Source organism: Burkholderia aenigmatica, from assembly GCF_902499175.1.
Classification (GTDB): Bacteria; Pseudomonadota; Gammaproteobacteria; order Burkholderiales; family Burkholderiaceae; genus Burkholderia; species Burkholderia aenigmatica.
The window spans coordinates 61,791-80,495 of the sequence record NZ_CABVQC010000040.1 but is presented as its reverse complement, the minus strand read 5'-3'; the positions used below and the strand labels follow the sequence as shown (position 1 = coordinate 80,495).

The window sequence follows — 18,705 nt, the reverse complement described above, 5'->3', positions numbered from 1 at the left end:
GACCGTGAAACGACTCTACGCCGATGATAGTGCGGATTCCCGTGTGAAAGTAGGTAATCGTCAGGCTCCCTAAGCCAAGAACCCCCGCCCGAAAAGGCGGGGGTTTTTGCATTTCGGCGACGGAAATGCGTGCGTGCGGGGAAGGGCATTGCACTCATTGCACACCACCGCCACCGGCCAGATCAACCTCCCTCTTGCGGAGCGGAGCAGCTCCTATCGGCGCGGCTAAGGGCTACGTCTTCTCAGCCAGCAGAGGCGGATGTTGTTAAAAGGGGCATGGCGATGTGCCGCGGCCGAGCAAAGGGCCGGCTGTCGAAGTCGGATGTAACGCTACTCCGTTGTCCCGAAAGCAACGTTTCCGTTCCGAAGGTTTGAGTTGCGTATCGAAAGTCGTTGCACGCGATTGTCCGTGCTGCGACCGGCGCCCGACTTCGTCGTTTCCGAAGGTGTCGCCATTCCCCTGGGAACCTGATCGCCAATGCCCTCGCCGAATGGGGAGGCATTGGAAATGATCACCAGTTGAAGGGGCCTTGAACGCGGTGTGCGACGTTTCCGCCTTCCGGCATGTAGTGGATCACGAATGACTTGCGCGTGCTCCCTGGGGCGACATAATCGGCGCCGCCGTGCACGAGCATCCCGTGCCAGAAAAGGACCTCGCCCTTTTTCGCGAGGAATTCATTGCGCTCGTATTTCGACGCAACCTGTTCAATGTACTCTTGATACCGATCTGATTGCTCGGGGGGTGATGTGCGGCGTTGTGTCTGCGGGTAGTTGTCGAACTCGCTGAAAAGTGGCTCGCGGTGCGACTTCGGGAAATAGACGAGCGGGCCAGAGCCTGGCTTGATGTCTTCGAGTGCGACCCACACGCCGATAAGCGCATTCATCGGCCATGTGTGGAAGACGCATGTGTCCTGATGCAGAAGTTGCATGCTTCCCTTTGAAAAGGTCAGCGAAAAGTGCGGCACGGCTGCGCGGTCGAGTAGCGCGGAACAGATGCGGATAGCCTGCTTGTTGCGAAAGATCTTCGCGGCGGCCTGGTTATACAGATGGAACTCGCCGATGCGCCAGTTCGATTCCTCTCTCGCTTGACTGCGAGTTTCGCGCGGAAGGGCAAGTAGGTCGCTGTGCGGCATGTGAGTCGTCTTGACTCCGTCGACGATGACGTCCGAGATGGTCAGGCCGTCGATCGCTTTGTCGGCGAACCAGGCGCTATCGACTTCTGACGCATAGGCTTCGAGGTCGGCGAGGCCAAATACGTCCGGCATCGTGAAGTAGCCGTCTGTTACCCACTTAGATAGCAAATCGCGCTCATCTGAGCTGAGCCCCCACCGATCCGCGATTTCTGGAACTCGCGTTAACGCGTCGGGTTCTTCAAACCAAAGCTTGTAAGTTCGCTCGTTTTTCCAGTCGATTATGCCTGACCGGGTTGCCGCTCGTCGTTCAAAGGCTCTTTTGACTTTTGAGATTATCGAGTTCATGCAGTTCCTCGGAGGTAACGCAGGAGTTTGAAAGTCCAGACGGTGTTATGGCTTGTTGGCTGCTCGAAGAATAACGATGAATAGATTTAACCGCCGCCTTCGGGCGGCTTTTTTACGGGATTTCTGCTGGATACTGAGGCGCTCGCCGAAGTCGAGTGCGCTATCTTGAGTGAGCCGGACGCAGTCTTCGCGTACCTCCGGCGCCGCTCAGAGGTGCAGCGCGACTGGACGATTCTACAGTACGGGCATGGGATTTCGAGCCAGGCGAAATCACAAAGCGCATTCGAGATTTTGTGCGGCGCACACATATGCCGAGTTACACGCTCGAAACGGCAATCGGCAATTTCAATCGAGCCGTCAAAGCGATATCCACGAAACTCGACAAAAAGTCGGAGAAGGAGTGATCGTAAGCGCCTCGCAACTGGTCTCGGCGTGCGGGGCAAACACGGCGAGCTCGCTGTCTCGCCGCCGTGCCCGAGCGTTCGTAGCGCCAACCGCGATTCAGTACCGGAAGCAAGGCTTCGCTGTCCGGCGCAACGACCGGACGCGCGCGCAAACCCGCCCGCGCATCTCTCCCGTTTCCTGCGGCCAGGCGACATCGAGGCATTCGACGGGAGGCTCCGGTGTCCCGCAAGCAATGTCGCTAAAGCCCCTACGAATACCGGAAGCAACGTCGGCGGAGCCCCCCGGCACGATATTTGCAAAAAATTTGCATCTACCCGCTTGGCAGAGTGCTCAAGAGGTCGTATGATGGCGGTCTTTCGTTTTCAGCGTAGATGCAGATCGACGTTGAGGGCGGAGTCTGACGAAGATGCGGCGCTGATCGGTAGTACCCATGCTTGCCTTAGCCGGGCAAGGCCGGGAGATCGGTAGTCAAGCAAGTGTCGGGAAGAGAGTGAAAATAATCTTCCGGATGTGCTTGACAGATGTGCGATGCACCCCCATAATCGTCAGTTCTCTACGGAGGGGTGCCCGAGTGGCTAAAGGGGGCAGACTGTAAATCTGTTGGCTTACGCCTACGTTGGTTCGAATCCAACCTCCTCCACCAAGATATCAGTGCAGTGAGCGGTAACGGAATCGTTTGTGGCCCGTGCGGGTGTAGCTCAATGGTAGAGCAGAAGCCTTCCAAGCTTACGACGAGGGTTCGATTCCCTTCACCCGCTCCAGACCGCGAAGTTGAAGCTTAAAGCGCCCATGTGGCTCAGTGGTAGAGCACTCCCTTGGTAAGGGAGAGGTCGGCAGTTCGATCCTGCCCATGGGCACCAGCAGTAAAAAGTCAGTGTCTTGTTTGCGCGCGGCGCAACCTGTGAAATTCCTTTTGGGAGTCGAAAATGGCCAAGGGTAAATTCGAGCGGACCAAGCCGCACGTGAACGTTGGTACGATTGGTCACGTTGACCACGGCAAGACGACGCTGACGGCAGCGATCACGACGGTTCTGACGAAGAAGTTCGGCGGCGAAGCGAAGGCATACGACCAGATCGACGCGGCACCGGAAGAAAAGGCGCGCGGCATCACGATCAACACGGCACACGTCGAGTACGAAACGGCTAACCGCCACTACGCACACGTCGACTGCCCGGGCCACGCTGACTATGTGAAGAACATGATCACGGGCGCAGCGCAGATGGACGGCGCGATCCTGGTTTGCTCGGCAGCTGACGGCCCGATGCCGCAGACGCGTGAGCACATCCTGCTGGCACGTCAGGTTGGCGTTCCGTACATCATCGTGTTCCTGAACAAGTGCGACATGGTGGACGACGCTGAACTGCTCGAGCTGGTCGAGATGGAAGTTCGCGAACTCCTGTCGAAGTACGACTTCCCGGGCGACGACACGCCGATCGTGAAGGGTTCGGCAAAGCTGGCGCTGGAAGGCGACACGGGCGAGCTGGGCGAAGTGGCGATCATGAGCCTGGCCGACGCGCTGGACACGTACATCCCGACGCCGGAGCGTGCAGTTGATGGCGCGTTCCTGATGCCGGTGGAAGACGTGTTCTCGATCTCGGGCCGTGGTACGGTTGTGACGGGTCGCGTTGAGCGCGGCATCGTGAAGGTCGGCGAAGAAATCGAAATCGTCGGTATCAAGCCGACGGTGAAGACGACCTGCACGGGCGTTGAAATGTTCCGCAAGCTGCTGGACCAAGGTCAAGCGGGCGACAACGTTGGTATCCTGCTGCGCGGCACGAAGCGTGAAGACGTGGAGCGTGGCCAGGTTCTGGCGAAGCCGGGTTCGATCACGCCGCACACGCACTTCACGGCTGAAGTGTACGTGCTGAGCAAGGACGAAGGCGGCCGTCACACGCCGTTCTTCAACAACTACCGTCCGCAGTTCTACTTCCGTACGACGGACGTGACGGGCTCGATCGAGCTGCCGAAGGACAAGGAAATGGTGATGCCGGGCGACAACGTGTCGATCACGGTGAAGCTGATCGCTCCGATCGCGATGGAAGAAGGTCTGCGCTTCGCAATCCGCGAAGGCGGCCGTACGGTCGGCGCCGGCGTCGTCGCCAAGATCATCGAGTAAGCCAGTTATTCGTTGATCGACAGTTTTGGGGCTGGCAACAGCCAGCCCCAGCATGGTTTAGGGGTATAGCTCAACTGGCAGAGCGTCGGTCTCCAAAACCGAAGGTTGGGGGTTCGATTCCCTCTGCCCCTGCCAAAAAATAGCCACGTGTCCTACGTGGCATTTGTTTTAAGGTGTTATGGCGAATCCATCCGTCGAAACTGTAAATACCTCCGGCGATAAGCTGATGCTGGCCCTGGGCGTATTGCTGGTCTTGGCCGGATTCGTGGGCTTCTTCTGGCTGGCCAATCAGCAGTGGTATGTCCGCGGTGCCGCGTTGGCGGTAGGTATCATCGCCGGCGTGGCCGTCGGGCTGATGTCCGCCCCTGGCAAGAGCCTCATCGCCTTTGCCAAGGATTCGTACAAGGAAGTCCGGAAGGTCGTTTGGCCCACCCGCAAGGAAGCAACGCAAACCACACTCGTCGTGTTCGGTTTCGTGCTCGTGATGGCGATTTTCCTCTGGTTGAGTGACAAATCGATCGAATGGGTGATTTTCTCGGCGATTCTGGGTTGGAAATGATATGAGCGATACTCCGGCATCCCCGAGCGGAAAGCGTTGGTACGTCGTGCACGCCTACTCCGGTATGGAGAAGAGCGTGCAACGCGCGCTTCAAGAGCGCATCGAACGTGCTGGCATGCAGGACAAATTCGGTCAGATCCTGGTTCCGACCGAAGAAGTGGTCGAAGTCAAAGGCGGCCACAAGGCTGTGACCGAGCGTCGTTTCTTCCCTGGCTACGTGCTGGTGGAGATGGAAATGACGGACGAAACGTGGCACCTCGTGAAGAACACCGCGAAGGTCACCGGTTTCGTCGGCGGTGCGCGTAACCGCCCGACCCCGATTTCCCCGAAGGAAGTCGAAAAGATCATGTCGCAGATGCAGGAAGGCGTCGAAAAGCCGCGCCCGAAGACCCTGTTCGAAGTCGGCGAGATGGTGCGTGTCAAGGAAGGCCCGTTCACGGACTTCAACGGCACCGTCGAAGAAGTCAACTACGAAAAATCGCGCGTGCGTGTGTCGGTCACCATCTTTGGCCGATCCACTCCGGTCGAACTCGAGTTCGGCCAGGTCGAAAAAGTTTGATCCCGATTCGGTGGGCAGCCTCGGCTGCCCACCTTCGCGCTTACGGTCCGCGTCATGGCCGTTGAGGAGCGTCAGTAGCCAGCGGCGAAAGCGCGTTATTACTCACCGAACGCCTTCTCTGGCGTTCCAATGAGGTTCACAAATGGCAAAGAAGATTATCGGCTTTATCAAGCTGCAGATCCCTGCAGGTAAAGCCAACCCGTCGCCGCCGGTCGGTCCGGCACTGGGCCAGCGCGGCCTGAACATCATGGAGTTCTGCAAGGCGTTCAACGCGCAGACTCAAGGCATGGAGCCGGGTCTGCCGGTGCCGGTGGTCATCACGGCATTCGCTGACAAGAGCTTCACGTTCGTGATGAAGACGCCGCCGGCGACCGTCCTGATCAAGAAGGCGGCGAAGGTGGACAAGGGCTCGAGCAAGCCGCACACCGACAAGGTCGGTTCGATCACGCGCGCTCAAGCTGAAGAAATCGCGAAGACCAAGATGCCGGACCTTACGGCAGCTGATCTGGACGCAGCCGTTCGCACCATCGCTGGTAGCGCACGCTCGATGGGCATCACTGTGGAGGGCGTGTAAATGGCTAAGATCTCCAAGCGCCGTCAGGCATTTGCCGCCAAGGTTGATCGTCAGAAGCTGTACGCGATCGAAGACGCACTGAGCCTCGTGAAGGAATGCGCGAGCGCGAAGTTCGACGAGTCGATCGACGTCGCAGTCCAGCTCGGCATCGATGCGAAGAAGTCGGACCAGGTCGTTCGTGGTTCGGTCGTTCTGCCGGCAGGTACGGGCAAGTCGGTTCGCGTTGCTGTGTTCGCGCAAGGCGAAAAGGCTGAGCAAGCTCGTGCAGCAGGCGCGGAAATCGTCGGTATGGAAGACCTGGCAGAGCAGATCAAGGCTGGCCAGATGGACTTCGACATCGTGATCGCTTCGCCGGACACGATGCGTATCGTCGGTACGCTCGGTCAGATCCTCGGCCCGCGCGGCCTGATGCCGAACCCGAAGGTCGGTACGGTCACGCCGGACGTCGCAACCGCCGTCAAGAACGCGAAGGCTGGTCAGGTGCAATTCCGTGTCGACAAGGCCGGTATCATCCACGCGACCATCGGCCGTGCATCGTTCGAGCCGACCGCACTGCGTTCGAACCTGTCGGCGCTGATCGAAGCGCTGCAGAAGGCTAAGCCGGCAACGAGCAAGGGCGTCTACCTGCGCAAGATCGCACTGTCGAGCACGATGGGCGTTGGCGTGCGTGTCGACCAGGCTACGCTGGCAGCACAGTAAGCAAGTATTCGGGCCGCTTCGTTCGCGAAGCGGCCTACATGGGCTTTGGGCGGTTGTTCGTGCAGCAGGGCGAACAACCGGTTATCAAAGACCGTTGGTGGGGCGCAGCAGTCAGGTGATCCCTTAATTCAAGCCAACGCAGATGGCGAACCCGAGAAAGTTTTGCAGTGGTGAAGCCGCAGGCCGTGAAGCGATTCCCGGCGTGAGGTGGAAATACTCCTAACGAGGTCGGACGCCGTTGTTGAACGAGGTACGTGAGGTTTCGTGCCGAGCGTATCGTTTCTGGAGGCTAACCGTGCCGCTTAATAGAGAAGACAAGCAAGCCGTCGTCGCTGAGGTTTCCGCGCAAGTCGCGAAGGCCCAGACCGTTGTGCTGGCTGAGTATCGTGGAATTGCGGTTGGCGATCTGACCAAGCTGCGCGCGAAAGCGCGTGAGCAACAGGTTTACCTGCGCGTGTTGAAGAACACGCTGGCGCGTCGCGCTGTTGAAGGTACGCCGTTTGCTCCGCTGGCAGAGCAGATGACTGGCCCGTTGATCTACGGCATCTCGGAAGATGCAATTGCTGCTGCTAAGGTCGTCAACGACTTCAGCAAGAGCAATGACAAGTTGGTCATCAAGGCTGGTTCGTTCGATGGCAAGGTGATGGACAAGGCTGGCGTGCAAGCGCTGGCAAGCATCCCGAGCCGCGAAGAACTGCTCTCGAAGCTGCTGTTCGTTATGCAATCGCCTGTTTCGGGCTTCGCGCGTGCTCTGGCCGCGCTGGCCGAGAAGAAGCAAGCGGAAGCTGCGTAATCGAACGTGCATCAGCGTCATTGATCGCTGGCTGTATCCGAATTCAATTTAGGAGTATTTCAAATGGCAATCGCAAAAGAAGACATCCTGGCAGCAGTCGAAGGGATGACCGTTCTGGAACTGAACGAACTGGTCAAGGCATTCGAAGAGAAGTTTGGCGTGTCGGCAGCTGCAGTGGCAGTCGCTGGCCCGGCAGGCGGCGGCGCAGCTGCTGCAGCAGAAGAGAAGACCGAATTCACGGTCGTTCTGGCTGAAGCAGGCAGCAACAAGGTTGCAGTCATCAAGGCAGTTCGCGAACTGACGGGCCTGGGCCTGAAGGAAGCGAAGGACGTCGTTGACGGCGCACCGAAGGCTGTCAAGGAAGGCGTCGACAAGGCTGCTGCTGAAGAAGCCAAGAAGAAGCTGGAAGACGCAGGCGCGAAGGTCGAAGTCAAGTAAGTTTCGGCGCGCTGTGCGAAGGCTGGCGGTATTTACACCGCCGGCCTTTTTGTGCTTTGTGGGGACGTTATTCTGGCACTCATTCGGGAGCCCGAATAATCGGCCCCAGAAGCCAAAGAAAACCGCCTGATCGTTGTCATTGATCACGAATGGCGGTTCTCTTTGTCTTCTGAAGCGACTGCAGAAGGCAAGTTTGGTCGGGTAGCGGGCAACACAGGCATCCGCTGCCGTCAGCCAGCGGTTGGTAGCGGCCAACCACCAAGCTTCTCGGCTCGTTCAAGCCGTCGGACGGCCATCGGGTCTCAGTCGGTGAACACTCGGGTTTGAAACGTCGAGGTATTCCGCCTCGATAGCACCCGCCGTGATTCGGAGATCGTATGCAATATTCCTTCACCGAGAAGAAGCGCATTCGCAAGAGTTTCGCGAAGCGCCCCATCGTTCACCAAGTTCCTTTCTTGCTGGCTACCCAGCTTGAATCATTCAGCACGTTTCTGCAAGCCGATGTGCCGGCCACGCAACGCAAGCCTGAAGGTTTGCAGGCCGCGTTCACATCGGTATTTCCCATTGTTTCGCACAACGGTTTCGCGCGCCTCGAGTTCGTGAGCTATGCGTTGTCCGCGCCGGCATTCAACATCAAGGAATGCCAGCAGCGTGGCCTGACGTACTGCTCCGCGCTGCGCGCGAAGGTCCGCCTTGTCATCCTCGACAAGGAATCGCCGAACAAGCCGGTCGTCAAGGAAGTGAAAGAGCAGGAAGTGTACATGGGCGAAATGCCGCTCATGACGCCGACGGGCTCGTTCGTCATCAACGGCACCGAGCGTGTCATCGTCTCGCAGCTGCACCGTTCGCCGGGCGTGTTCTTCGAACACGACAAGGGCAAGACGCACAGCTCGGGCAAGCTGCTGTTCTCGGCACGGATCATTCCGTACCGCGGCTCGTGGCTCGACTTCGAATTCGACCCGAAGGACATCCTGTACTTCCGCGTCGACCGTCGCCGCAAGATGCCGGTCACGATCCTGCTGAAGGCCATCGGCCTCACGCCGGAACAGATCCTCGCGAACTTCTTCGTGTTCGACAACTTCACGCTGATGGACGAAGGCGCGCAACTCGAGTTCGTGCCCGAGCGCCTGCGTGGTGAAGTCGCGCGTTTCGACATCACGGATCGTGATGGCAAGGTCATTGTCCAGAAGGACAAGCGGATCAACGCGAAGCACATTCGCGACCTCGAAGCCGCGAAGACCAAGTTCATCTCGGTGCCGGAAGACTATCTGCTCGGCCGCGTGCTGGCGAAGAACGTCGTCGACGGCGATACCGGCGAAGTGATCGCGAGCGCGAACGACGAAGTCACGGAAAGCGTGCTCGAGAAGCTGCGCGAAGCGGGCATCAAGGACATCCAGACGCTCTACACGAACGACCTGGACCAGGGCCCGTACATCTCGTCGACGCTGCGTGTCGACGAAACGACCGACCGGACTGCCGCGCGCATTGCGATCTACCGCATGATGCGTCCGGGCGAGCCGCCGACCGAAGAAGCGGTCGAGGCACTGTTCAACCGTCTGTTCTACAGCGAAGAAGCGTACGACCTGTCGAAGGTCGGCCGTATGAAGTTCAACCGCCGCGTCAGCCGTGACGAGATCACCGGCCCGATGACGCTGCAGGACGACGACATCCTCGCGACGATCAAGATCCTCGTCGAGCTGCGCAACGGCAAGGGCGAAGTCGACGACATCGACCACCTCGGCAACCGTCGTGTGCGTTGCGTCGGCGAACTGGCGGAAAACCAGTTCCGCGCGGGTCTCGTGCGTGTCGAACGCGCGGTCAAGGAACGCCTCGGCCAGGCCGAAAGCGAAAACCTGATGCCGCACGACCTGATCAACTCGAAGCCGATTTCGTCGGCGATCCGCGAGTTCTTCGGTTCGTCGCAGCTGTCGCAGTTTATGGACCAGACCAACCCGCTGTCGGAAATCACGCACAAGCGCCGTGTTTCCGCACTGGGCCCGGGCGGTCTGACGCGCGAGCGCGCAGGCTTTGAAGTCCGCGACGTGCACCCGACCCACTATGGCCGCGTGTGCCCGATCGAAACGCCGGAAGGTCCGAACATCGGTCTGATCAACTCGCTCGCACTGTATGCGCACCTGAACGAGTACGGCTTCCTCGAGACGCCGTACCGCAAGGTCGTGGACAGCAAGGTGACCGACCAGATCGACTACCTGTCGGCGATCGAAGAAGGCCGTTACATGATCGCGCAGGCGAACGCCGCGATCGACGAGAACGGCCAGCTGATCGACGAACTCGTGTCGTCGCGTGAAGCCGGCGAAACGATGATGGTCACGCCGGACCGTATCCAGTACATGGACGTTGCGCCGTCGCAGATCGTGTCGGTGGCAGCTTCGCTGATTCCGTTCCTTGAGCACGATGACGCGAACCGTGCACTGATGGGTTCGAACATGCAGCGTCAGGCCGTGCCGTGTCTGCGTCCGGAAAAGCCGGTCGTCGGTACGGGCATCGAGCGCACCTGTGCGGTCGACTCGGGTACGACGGTTCAGGCGTTCCGTGGCGGCGTCGTCGACTATGTCGACGCAGGCCGTATCGTGATTCGCGTGAACGACGACGAAGCAGTCGCAGGTGAAGTCGGTGTCGACATCTACAACCTGATCAAGTACACGCGTTCGAACCAGAACACGAACATCAACCAGCGTCCGATCGTGAAGATGGGCGACAAGGTCTCGCGCGGCGACGTGCTGGCCGACGGCGCCTCGACGGACCTGGGTGAGCTCGCGCTCGGCCAGAACATGCTGATCGCGTTCATGCCGTGGAACGGCTACAACTTCGAGGATTCGATCCTGATCTCGGAGAAGGTCGTTGCGGACGATCGCTACACGTCGATCCACATCGAAGAGCTGAACGTCGTTGCACGCGACACGAAGCTCGGACCGGAAGAAATCACGCGCGACATCTCGAACCTGGCGGAAGTCCAGCTCGGCCGTCTCGACGAATCGGGCATCGTGTACATCGGTGCGGAAGTCGAAGCGGGCGACGTGATGGTCGGCAAGGTCACGCCGAAGGGCGAAACCCAGCTGACGCCGGAAGAGAAGCTGCTGCGCGCGATTTTCGGCGAGAAGGCTTCGGACGTGAAGGACACGTCGCTGCGCGTGCCGTCGGGCATGAGCGGCACCGTGATCGACGTCCAGGTGTTCACGCGTGAAGGCATCCAGCGCGACAAGCGTGCGCAACAGATCATCGATGACGAACTGAAGCGCTATCGTCTTGACCTGAACGACCAGCTGCGCATCGTGGAAGGCGACGCGTTCCAGCGTCTCGCACGCATGCTCGTGGGCAAGGTCGCGAACGGCGGTCCGAAGAAGCTCGCGAAGGGCACGAAGATCGACCAGGCTTACCTGGAAGACCTCGACCACTACCACTGGTTCGACATCCGCCTCGCGGACGACGAAGCAGCGGCGCAGCTCGAAGCGATCAAGAACTCGATCGAAGAAAAGCGTCACCAGTTCGACCTCGCGTTCGAAGAGAAGCGCAAGAAGCTCACGCAAGGCGACGAACTGCCGCCGGGCGTGCTGAAGATGGTCAAGGTGTACCTCGCGGTCAAGCGTCGCCTGCAGCCTGGCGACAAGATGGCAGGCCGTCACGGTAACAAGGGTGTCGTGTCGAAGATCGTCCCGATCGAAGACATGCCGTACATGGCCGATGGCCGTCCGGCAGACGTCGTGCTGAACCCGCTGGGCGTTCCGTCGCGGATGAACGTGGGTCAGGTTCTGGAAGTGCACCTCGGCTGGGCCGCGAAGGGCCTCGGCTGGCGTATCGGCGAAATGCTGCAGCGTCAGGCGAAGATCGAGGAAATGCGCGTGTTCCTCACGAAGATCTACAACGACTCGGGCCGCCAGGAAGACCTGGAAAGCTTCACCGACGAAGAGATCCTCGAACTCGCGAAGAACCTGCGCGAAGGCGTGCCGTTCGCAACGCCGGTGTTTGACGGTGCGACCGAGGAAGAAATGGGCAAGATGCTCGACCTCGCGTTCCCGGACGACATCGCTGAACAGCTCGGCATGAACCCGTCGAAGAACCAGGTCCGTCTGTACGACGGCCGCACGGGTGAAATGTTCGAACGTCGTGTGACGCTCGGCTACATGCACTACCTGAAGCTGCACCACTTGGTCGACGACAAGATGCACGCGCGTTCGACCGGCCCGTACTCGCTCGTCACGCAGCAGCCGCTGGGTGGTAAGGCGCAGTTCGGTGGCCAGCGTTTCGGTGAAATGGAAGTGTGGGCACTCGAAGCGTACGGCGCGTCCTACGTGCTGCAGGAAATGCTGACGGTGAAGTCGGACGACGTGAACGGCCGGACCAAGGTCTATGAGAACCTGGTCAAGGGCGATCACGTGATCGATGCAGGCATGCCGGAATCCTTCAACGTGCTCGTGAAGGAAATCCGCTCGCTCGGTATCGATATCGATCTCGACCGCAATTAATCGGACTACGGAGAGAAAGCAATGAAAGCTCTGCTCGATCTATTCAAGCAAGTCCAACAGGAAGAAGTTTTCGACGCGATCAAGATCGGTCTGGCCTCGCCGGACAAGATCCGTTCGTGGTCGTTCGGTGAGGTGAAGAAGCCGGAGACCATCAACTACCGTACGTTCAAGCCGGAACGCGATGGTCTCTTCTGCGCGAAGATCTTCGGGCCGATCAAGGACTACGAGTGCCTGTGCGGCAAGTACAAGCGTCTGAAGCACCGCGGCGTGATCTGCGAGAAGTGCGGCGTCGAAGTGACGCTGGCGAAGGTGCGTCGCGAACGGATGGGCCACATCGAACTGGCCTCGCCGGTCGCGCACATCTGGTTCCTGAAGTCGCTGCCGTCGCGTCTGGGCATGGTGCTCGACATGACGCTGCGCGACATCGAACGCGTGCTGTACTTCGAAGCATACGTGGTGATCGAACCGGGCATGACGCCGCTGAAGGCGCGGCAGATCATGACCGAAGAGGATTACTACAACAAGGTCGAGGAATACGGCGACGAATTCCGTGCCGAAATGGGCGCGGAAGGCGTGCGTGAACTGCTGCGCGCGATCAACATCGACGAGCAGGTCGAGACGCTGCGCACCGAGCTGAAGAACACCGGCTCGGAAGCGAAGATCAAGAAGTACGCGAAGCGCCTGAAGGTTCTCGAGGCATTCCAGCGCTCGGGCATCAAGCCCGAGTGGATGATCCTCGAAGTGCTGCCGGTGCTGCCGCCGGAACTGCGTCCGCTCGTGCCGCTGGACGGCGGCCGTTTCGCGACGTCGGACCTGAACGACCTGTATCGCCGCGTGATCAACCGTAACAACCGGTTGAAGCGCCTGCTCGAGCTGAAGGCACCTGAAATCATCGTCCGCAACGAAAAGCGGATGCTGCAGGAAGCCGTCGACTCGCTGCTCGACAACGGTCGTCGCGGCAAGGCGATGACGGGCGCGAACAAGCGTCCGCTGAAGTCGCTCGCCGACATGATCAAGGGCAAGGGCGGTCGTTTCCGTCAGAACCTGCTGGGCAAGCGCGTCGACTACTCGGGCCGTTCGGTCATCGTGGTCGGCCCGACGCTGAAGCTGCACCAGTGCGGTCTGCCGAAGCTGATGGCGCTCGAGCTGTTCAAGCCGTTCATCTTCAACAAGCTGGAAGTGATGGGCGTCGCGACGACCATCAAGGCTGCGAAGAAGGAAGTCGAGAACCAGACGCCGGTGGTGTGGGACATCCTCGAAGAGGTGATCCGCGAGCACCCGGTGATGCTGAACCGTGCGCCGACGCTGCACCGTCTCGGTATCCAGGCGTTCGAGCCGGTGCTGATCGAAGGCAAGGCAATTCAGCTGCACCCGCTCGTCTGCGCGGCGTTCAACGCCGACTTCGACGGTGACCAGATGGCCGTTCACGTGCCGCTGTCGCTCGAAGCGCAGATGGAAGCGCGCACGCTGATGCTCGCGTCGAACAACGTGCTGTTCCCGGCCAACGGCGATCCGTCGATCGTGCCGTCGCAGGATATCGTGCTGGGTCTGTACTACGCGACCCGCGAAGCGATCAACGGCAAGGGCGAAGGCCTGTCGTTCACCGGCGTGTCGGAAGCGATCCGCGCGTACGAGAACAAGGAAGTCGAGCTGGCCTCGCGCGTCAACGTGCGGATCACCGAAATGGTCCACAACGAAGACAAGTCGGAAGGCGCGCCGGCGTTCGTGCCGAAGATCTCGCTGTACGCGACGACCGTCGGTCGCGCGATCCTGTCGGAGATCCTGCCGCACGGCCTGCCGTTCTCGGTGCTGAACAAGCCGCTGAAGAAGAAGGAAATCTCGCGCCTGATCAACACGGCATTCCGCAAGTGCGGTCTGCGCGCGACGGTGGTGTTCGCCGACCAGCTGATGCAGTCGGGCTTCCGTCTCGCGACGCGCGCCGGCATCTCGATCTGCGTCGACGACATGCTCGTGCCGCCGCAGAAGGAAACGATCGTCGGCGACGCCGCGAAGAAGGTGAAGGAGTACGACCGCCAGTACATGTCGGGTCTCGTCACCGCGCAGGAACGCTACAACAACGTGGTCGACATCTGGTCGGCAACGTCGGAAGCGGTCGGCAAGGCGATGATGGAGCAGCTGTCGACGGAGCCAGTGACGGACCGCGACGGCAACGCCACCCGCCAGGAGTCGTTCAACTCGATCTACATGATGGCCGACTCGGGCGCCCGGGGTTCGGCGGTGCAGATTCGTCAGCTGGCCGGTATGCGTGGCCTGATGGCGAAGCCGGACGGCTCGATTATCGAGACGCCGATTACCGCGAACTTCCGCGAAGGTCTGAACGTGTTGCAGTACTTCATCTCGACCCACGGTGCACGTAAGGGTCTGGCTGATACGGCACTGAAGACCGCGAACTCGGGTTACCTGACGCGTCGTCTCGTCGACGTCACGCAGGATCTGGTCGTGGTGGAAGACGATTGCGGCACGTCGAACGGCGTGGCAATGAAGGCACTCGTCGAAGGCGGTGAAGTCGTCGAAGCGCTGCGTGACCGTATCCTCGGCCGCGTTGCGGTCGCGGACGTCGTGAACCCGGAAACGCAGGAAACGGTGTACGAATCGGGCATGCTGCTCGACGAAACGGCGGTCGAGGAAATCGAACGCCTCGGCATCGACGAAGTGCGCGTGCGCACGCCGCTGACCTGCGAAACGCGTTACGGCCTGTGCGCAGCCTGCTACGGCCGTGACCTCGGCCGCGGTTCGCTCGTGAACGTCGGCGAAGCAGTCGGCGTGATCGCGGCACAGTCGATCGGTGAGCCGGGCACGCAGCTGACGATGCGTACGTTCCACATCGGTGGTGCGGCATCGCGTGCGGCAGTGGCTTCGTCGGTCGAAGCGAAGAGCAACGGTATCCTGCGCTTCACGGCGACGATGCGTTACGTCACCAACGCGAAGGGCGAGCAGATCGTCATCTCCCGTTCGGGCGAGGCGCTGATCACCGACGATTACGGCCGCGAGCGCGAGCGTCACAAGGTCCCGTACGGCGCGACGCTGCTGCAGCTCGACGGCGCGGCGATCAAGGCCGGCACGCAGCTGGCGACGTGGGATCCGATGACGCGTCCGATCATCACCGAATACGGTGGTACGGTGAAGTTCGAGAACGTCGAGGAAGGCGTGACCGTCGCGAAGCAGATCGACGACGTGACCGGTCTGTCGACCCTGGTCGTGATCGACGTGAAGCGCCGCGGTTCGCAGGCTTCGAAGAGCGTGCGTCCGCAGGTGAAGCTGCTCGACGCGAACGGCGACGAAGTGAAGATCCCGGGCACGGAGCATGCGGTGCAGATCGGCTTCCAGGTCGGCGCACTGATCACCGTGAAGGACGGTCAGCAAGTGCAGGTCGGTGAAGTGCTCGCACGTATCCCGACGGAAGCGCAGAAGACGCGTGACATTACCGGCGGTCTGCCGCGGGTGGCGGAACTGTTCGAAGCGCGTTCGCCGAAGGATGCCGGCATTCTCGCGGAAGTCACCGGTACGACGTCGTTCGGTAAGGACACGAAGGGCAAGCAGCGTCTCGTCATCACGGATCTCGAGGGCAACCAGCACGAGTTCCTGATCGCGAAGGAAAAGCAGGTTCTGGTTCACGATGCTCAGGTCGTCAACAAGGGCGAAATGATCGTGGACGGTCCGGCCGATCCGCACGACATCCTGCGTCTGCAGGGTATCGAGGCGCTGTCGCGCTACATCGTCGACGAAGTGCAGGACGTGTATCGTCTGCAGGGCGTGAAGATCAACGACAAGCACATCGAGGTGATCGTTCGCCAGATGCTGCGTCGTGTGCAGATCACCGACAACGGCGATACGCGCTTCATCCCGGGCGAACAGGTCGAGCGTTCCGACATGCTGGACGAGAACGATCGCATGATCGCCGAGGACAAGCGTCCGGCTTCGTACGACAACGTACTGCTCGGTATCACGAAGGCATCGCTGTCGACCGACTCGTTCATCTCCGCGGCATCGTTCCAGGAAACGACCCGCGTGCTGACCGAAGCGGCGATCATGGGCAAGCGCGACGATCTGCGCGGCCTGAAGGAAAACGTGATCGTCGGCCGTCTGATTCCGGCTGGTACGGGTCTCGCGTTCCACAAGGCACGCAAGGCGAAGGAATCGTCGGATCGCGAGCGTTTCGACCAGATCGCAGCGGAAGAGGCATTCGACTTCGGCACGCCGAGCGCGCCGGCAGAAGAGCCGCAGCAACACCCGGCAGCCGAGTAAGCGCGGGCGGCGCGAGCCGCCTTGCCTTGCTGTCATCGCTGTCATCGAAACCGCCCGGTTCTGCCGGGCGGTTTTTTTTCATCTGTCGTTCTCGCGCATGACGGACTTGTACCGTGCCGCCGGAGGTTGCTTGCGAGCCAGGCGCCGCCTGGCTGCAGGTGCCGCCGCAGCCATCGCAATCACTCGCAGCGCGGCCCTGGCAGGCCCGTCATGCGCGCGAACGAACCTGGCCAACCGGCCAAAACTGCACGATTCGCCACGCGTCGCGCGAGCGGGTTGTTAAAATTGCGGTCATCGTTTAGCCGTCCCTGTCCTCATTCATGTCCCGCGCCCTCGAAATCCTCGACGAAGTATTTGGTTACCCCGCATTTCGCGGCCAGCAGGGCGAGATCGTCGAACACGTCGCCGGCGGTGGCGATTGCCTCGTGCTGATGCCGACCGGCGGCGGCAAGTCGCTGTGCTACCAGATTCCGGCGCTGCTGCGCCGCGAGGCCGGGCAGGGCGCGGGCATCGTCGTGTCGCCGCTGATCGCGCTGATGCAGGATCAGGTCGCCGCACTCAGCGAAGTCGGCGTGCGCGCGGCGTACCTCAATTCCACGCTGTCGGGTGCCGAGGCCGCGGCGACCGAGCGCGCGTTGCGCGAAGGCGAAATCGACCTGCTGTACGTCGCACCGGAACGGCTGATGACGGGGCGCTTCCTCGACCTGCTCGAGCGCGCGAAGATCGGCCTGTTCGCGATCGACGAGGCGCATTGCGTGTCGCAATGGGGGCACGATTTCCGCCCGGAATACATCCAGCTGTCGGTGCTGCACGAGCGGTTCCCGTCGGTTCCACGTGTCGCGCTCACCGCCACGGCCGATGCCATCACGCGCGACGAGATCATCCACCGTCTCGCGCTCGACGACGCGCGCGTGTTCGTGTCGAGCTTCGATCGCCCGAACATCCGCTACCGGATCGTCGAAAAGGACAACGCACGTTCGCAGCTGCTCGATTTCATCCGCGCCGAACACACGAATGCCGACGGTACGACGGATGCGGGCGTCGTCTATTGCCTGTCGCGCCGCAAGGTCGAGGAAACGGCCGAATGGCTGAAGGCGCAGGGCGTGCGTGCGCTGCCGTATCACGCAGGGATGGAGTTCGAGGTGCGGCAGAAGCACCAGGAAATGTTCCAGCGCGAGGAAGGCATCGTGATGTGCGCGACGATCGCGTTCGGCATGGGCATCGACAAACCGGACGTGCGCTTCGTCGCACACCTGGATCTGCCGAAGAGCGTCGAAGGGTACTACCAGGAAACGGGCCGCGCCGGCCGCGACGGGATGCCCGCGAATGCGTGGATGGCGTACGGTCTCGGCGACGTCGTCCAGCAGCGCAAGATGATCGACGAGTCCGATGCGGACGACGCACACAAGCGCGTCCAGACGTCGAAGCTCGACGCGCTGCTCGGGCTGTGCGAGACGATCTCGTGCCGCCGCGTGCGGCTGCTGAACTACTTCGGCGAAGAGAGCAAGCCGTGCGGCAACTGCGACACGTGCCTTGAGCCGCCCGCTTCGTGGGATGCAACGCGTGAGGCGCAGATGGCACTGTCGTGCGTGTTCCGCGCGCAGCGCGCGAGCGGCTTCAATTTCGGCTCGAGCCACCTGATCGAGATCCTGCGCGGCGGGCGCACCGAGAAGGTGTTGCAGCGCGGCCACGACCAGCTCACGACGTTCGGCATCGGTGCGTCGCTGTCGGAGCCGGAGTGGCGCGCGATTTTCCGGCAGCTCGTCGCGTACGGCTACCTGGCCGTCGATCATGGCGGCTTCGGCGCGCTCGTGCTGACCGAGGCCGCGAAGCCCGTGCTGAAGAACGAGGAGAAGGTCACGCTGCGCCGCTACGTGAAGCCGCAGCGTACGCGCCAGTCGTCGAGCCGCAGCGGTACGCGCGTCGATCCGACGGCCGGCATGGGCACGCGTGAGCGCGCACGGTGGGATGCGCTGCGCGCATGGCGTGCGGAAACCGCGAAGACGGACGGCGTGCCGGCCTACGTGATCTTCCACGACGCGACGCTCGCCGAGATCGCACGCAATGCGCCAGAGTCGATCGACGACCTGCGCCATATCCCCGGCATGGGCGTGCGCAAGCTGGAGCGCTTCGGCGACGAGATCATCGACGTCGTCGAGTCGGCCTGACACCGGTGTTCCGACCCTTCCGGTAAACCGCATGTCCGGCCGGCGAATCACGCAAGCCGTTGACTTAGTTGGTATTTCCGGAATATGATGCTGGGTTCCGGTATTCGGTGGGCCGAGTTGCGTTCGAAAGATCGCCCCGTTTCGCCGGTTCGGAAGTCAACTGTG

The 18,705-nt window shown here is 61.0% G+C and carries 11 protein-coding genes and 4 tRNA genes; 14 read left to right on the top strand and 1 reads right to left on the bottom strand.

The window, feature by feature from the left end:
• Positions 1–512: 512 nt before the first annotated feature.
• The gene (locus BDO18943_RS25950; RefSeq protein ID WP_175024577.1) at positions 513–1,478 is read right to left on the bottom strand and encodes a phytanoyl-CoA dioxygenase family protein; all 966 of its coding nucleotides are present in this window, start codon (positions 1,476–1,478) and stop codon (positions 513–515) included.
• 962 nt (positions 1,479–2,440) lie between these two features.
• On the opposite strand from BDO18943_RS25950, the gene BDO18943_RS25945 reads away from it, so the two are divergent.
• From BDO18943_RS25945 to recQ, 14 genes are all read left to right on the top strand, one after another.
• Positions 2,441–2,526 (top strand) — tRNA-Tyr (locus BDO18943_RS25945).
• Positions 2,527–2,570: 44 nt separating this feature from the next.
• Positions 2,571–2,644 (top strand) — tRNA-Gly (locus tag BDO18943_RS25940).
• A 24-nt stretch (positions 2,645–2,668) separates the two neighbouring features.
• A tRNA-Thr gene (locus BDO18943_RS25935) sits at positions 2,669–2,743 on the top strand.
• Positions 2,744–2,809: 66 nt separating this feature from the next.
• Positions 2,810–4,000 (top strand): elongation factor Tu, encoded by a 1,191-nt coding sequence (tuf, locus tag BDO18943_RS25930; protein ID WP_011350666.1) that lies wholly within the window; start codon positions 2,810–2,812, stop codon positions 3,998–4,000.
• Between the two features lie 59 nt (positions 4,001–4,059).
• Positions 4,060–4,135: transfer RNA gene (locus BDO18943_RS25925), tRNA-Trp, on the top strand.
• Between the two features lie 43 nt (positions 4,136–4,178).
• Positions 4,179–4,559, top strand: a complete 381-nt coding sequence (secE, locus tag BDO18943_RS25920) for a preprotein translocase subunit SecE (protein ID WP_006482892.1) — start codon at positions 4,179–4,181, stop codon at positions 4,557–4,559.
• Position 4,560: 1 nt separating this feature from the next.
• Positions 4,561–5,118, top strand: a complete 558-nt coding sequence (gene nusG, locus BDO18943_RS25915; RefSeq protein ID WP_006400672.1) for a transcription termination/antitermination protein NusG — start codon at positions 4,561–4,563, stop codon at positions 5,116–5,118.
• Positions 5,119–5,260: 142 nt separating this feature from the next.
• Positions 5,261–5,692, top strand: a complete 432-nt coding sequence (gene rplK / locus BDO18943_RS25910) for a 50S ribosomal protein L11 (RefSeq protein WP_006477201.1) — start codon at positions 5,261–5,263, stop codon at positions 5,690–5,692.
• Complete coding sequence (gene rplA / locus BDO18943_RS25905; protein ID WP_006482906.1) at positions 5,693–6,391, top strand: 50S ribosomal protein L1; 699 nt, start codon at positions 5,693–5,695, stop codon at positions 6,389–6,391.
• 295 nt (positions 6,392–6,686) lie between these two features.
• A complete protein-coding gene (gene rplJ / locus BDO18943_RS25900; protein ID WP_021161756.1) occupies positions 6,687–7,184 on the top strand; it encodes a 50S ribosomal protein L10 in 498 nt (165 codons plus the stop codon).
• 63 nt (positions 7,185–7,247) lie between these two features.
• Positions 7,248–7,622 carry a 50S ribosomal protein L7/L12 gene (gene rplL / locus BDO18943_RS25895; RefSeq protein ID WP_009687178.1) on the top strand — a complete coding sequence of 125 codons (375 nt, stop codon included), beginning with the start codon at positions 7,248–7,250 and terminating at the stop codon, positions 7,620–7,622.
• Positions 7,623–7,999: 377 nt separating this feature from the next.
• Positions 8,000–12,106: a DNA-directed RNA polymerase subunit beta gene (gene rpoB / locus BDO18943_RS25890; protein ID WP_175024576.1), complete on the top strand. Its 4,107-nt coding sequence runs from the start codon at positions 8,000–8,002 to the stop codon at positions 12,104–12,106.
• Between the two features lie 21 nt (positions 12,107–12,127).
• Positions 12,128–16,372: a DNA-directed RNA polymerase subunit beta' gene (gene rpoC, locus BDO18943_RS25885; RefSeq protein ID WP_175024575.1), complete on the top strand. Its 4,245-nt coding sequence runs from the start codon at positions 12,128–12,130 to the stop codon at positions 16,370–16,372.
• 320 nt (positions 16,373–16,692) lie between these two features.
• A complete protein-coding gene (recQ, locus tag BDO18943_RS25880) occupies positions 16,693–18,540 on the top strand; it encodes a DNA helicase RecQ (protein WP_043191862.1) in 1,848 nt (615 codons plus the stop codon).
• Positions 18,541–18,705: the final 165 nt, after the last annotated feature.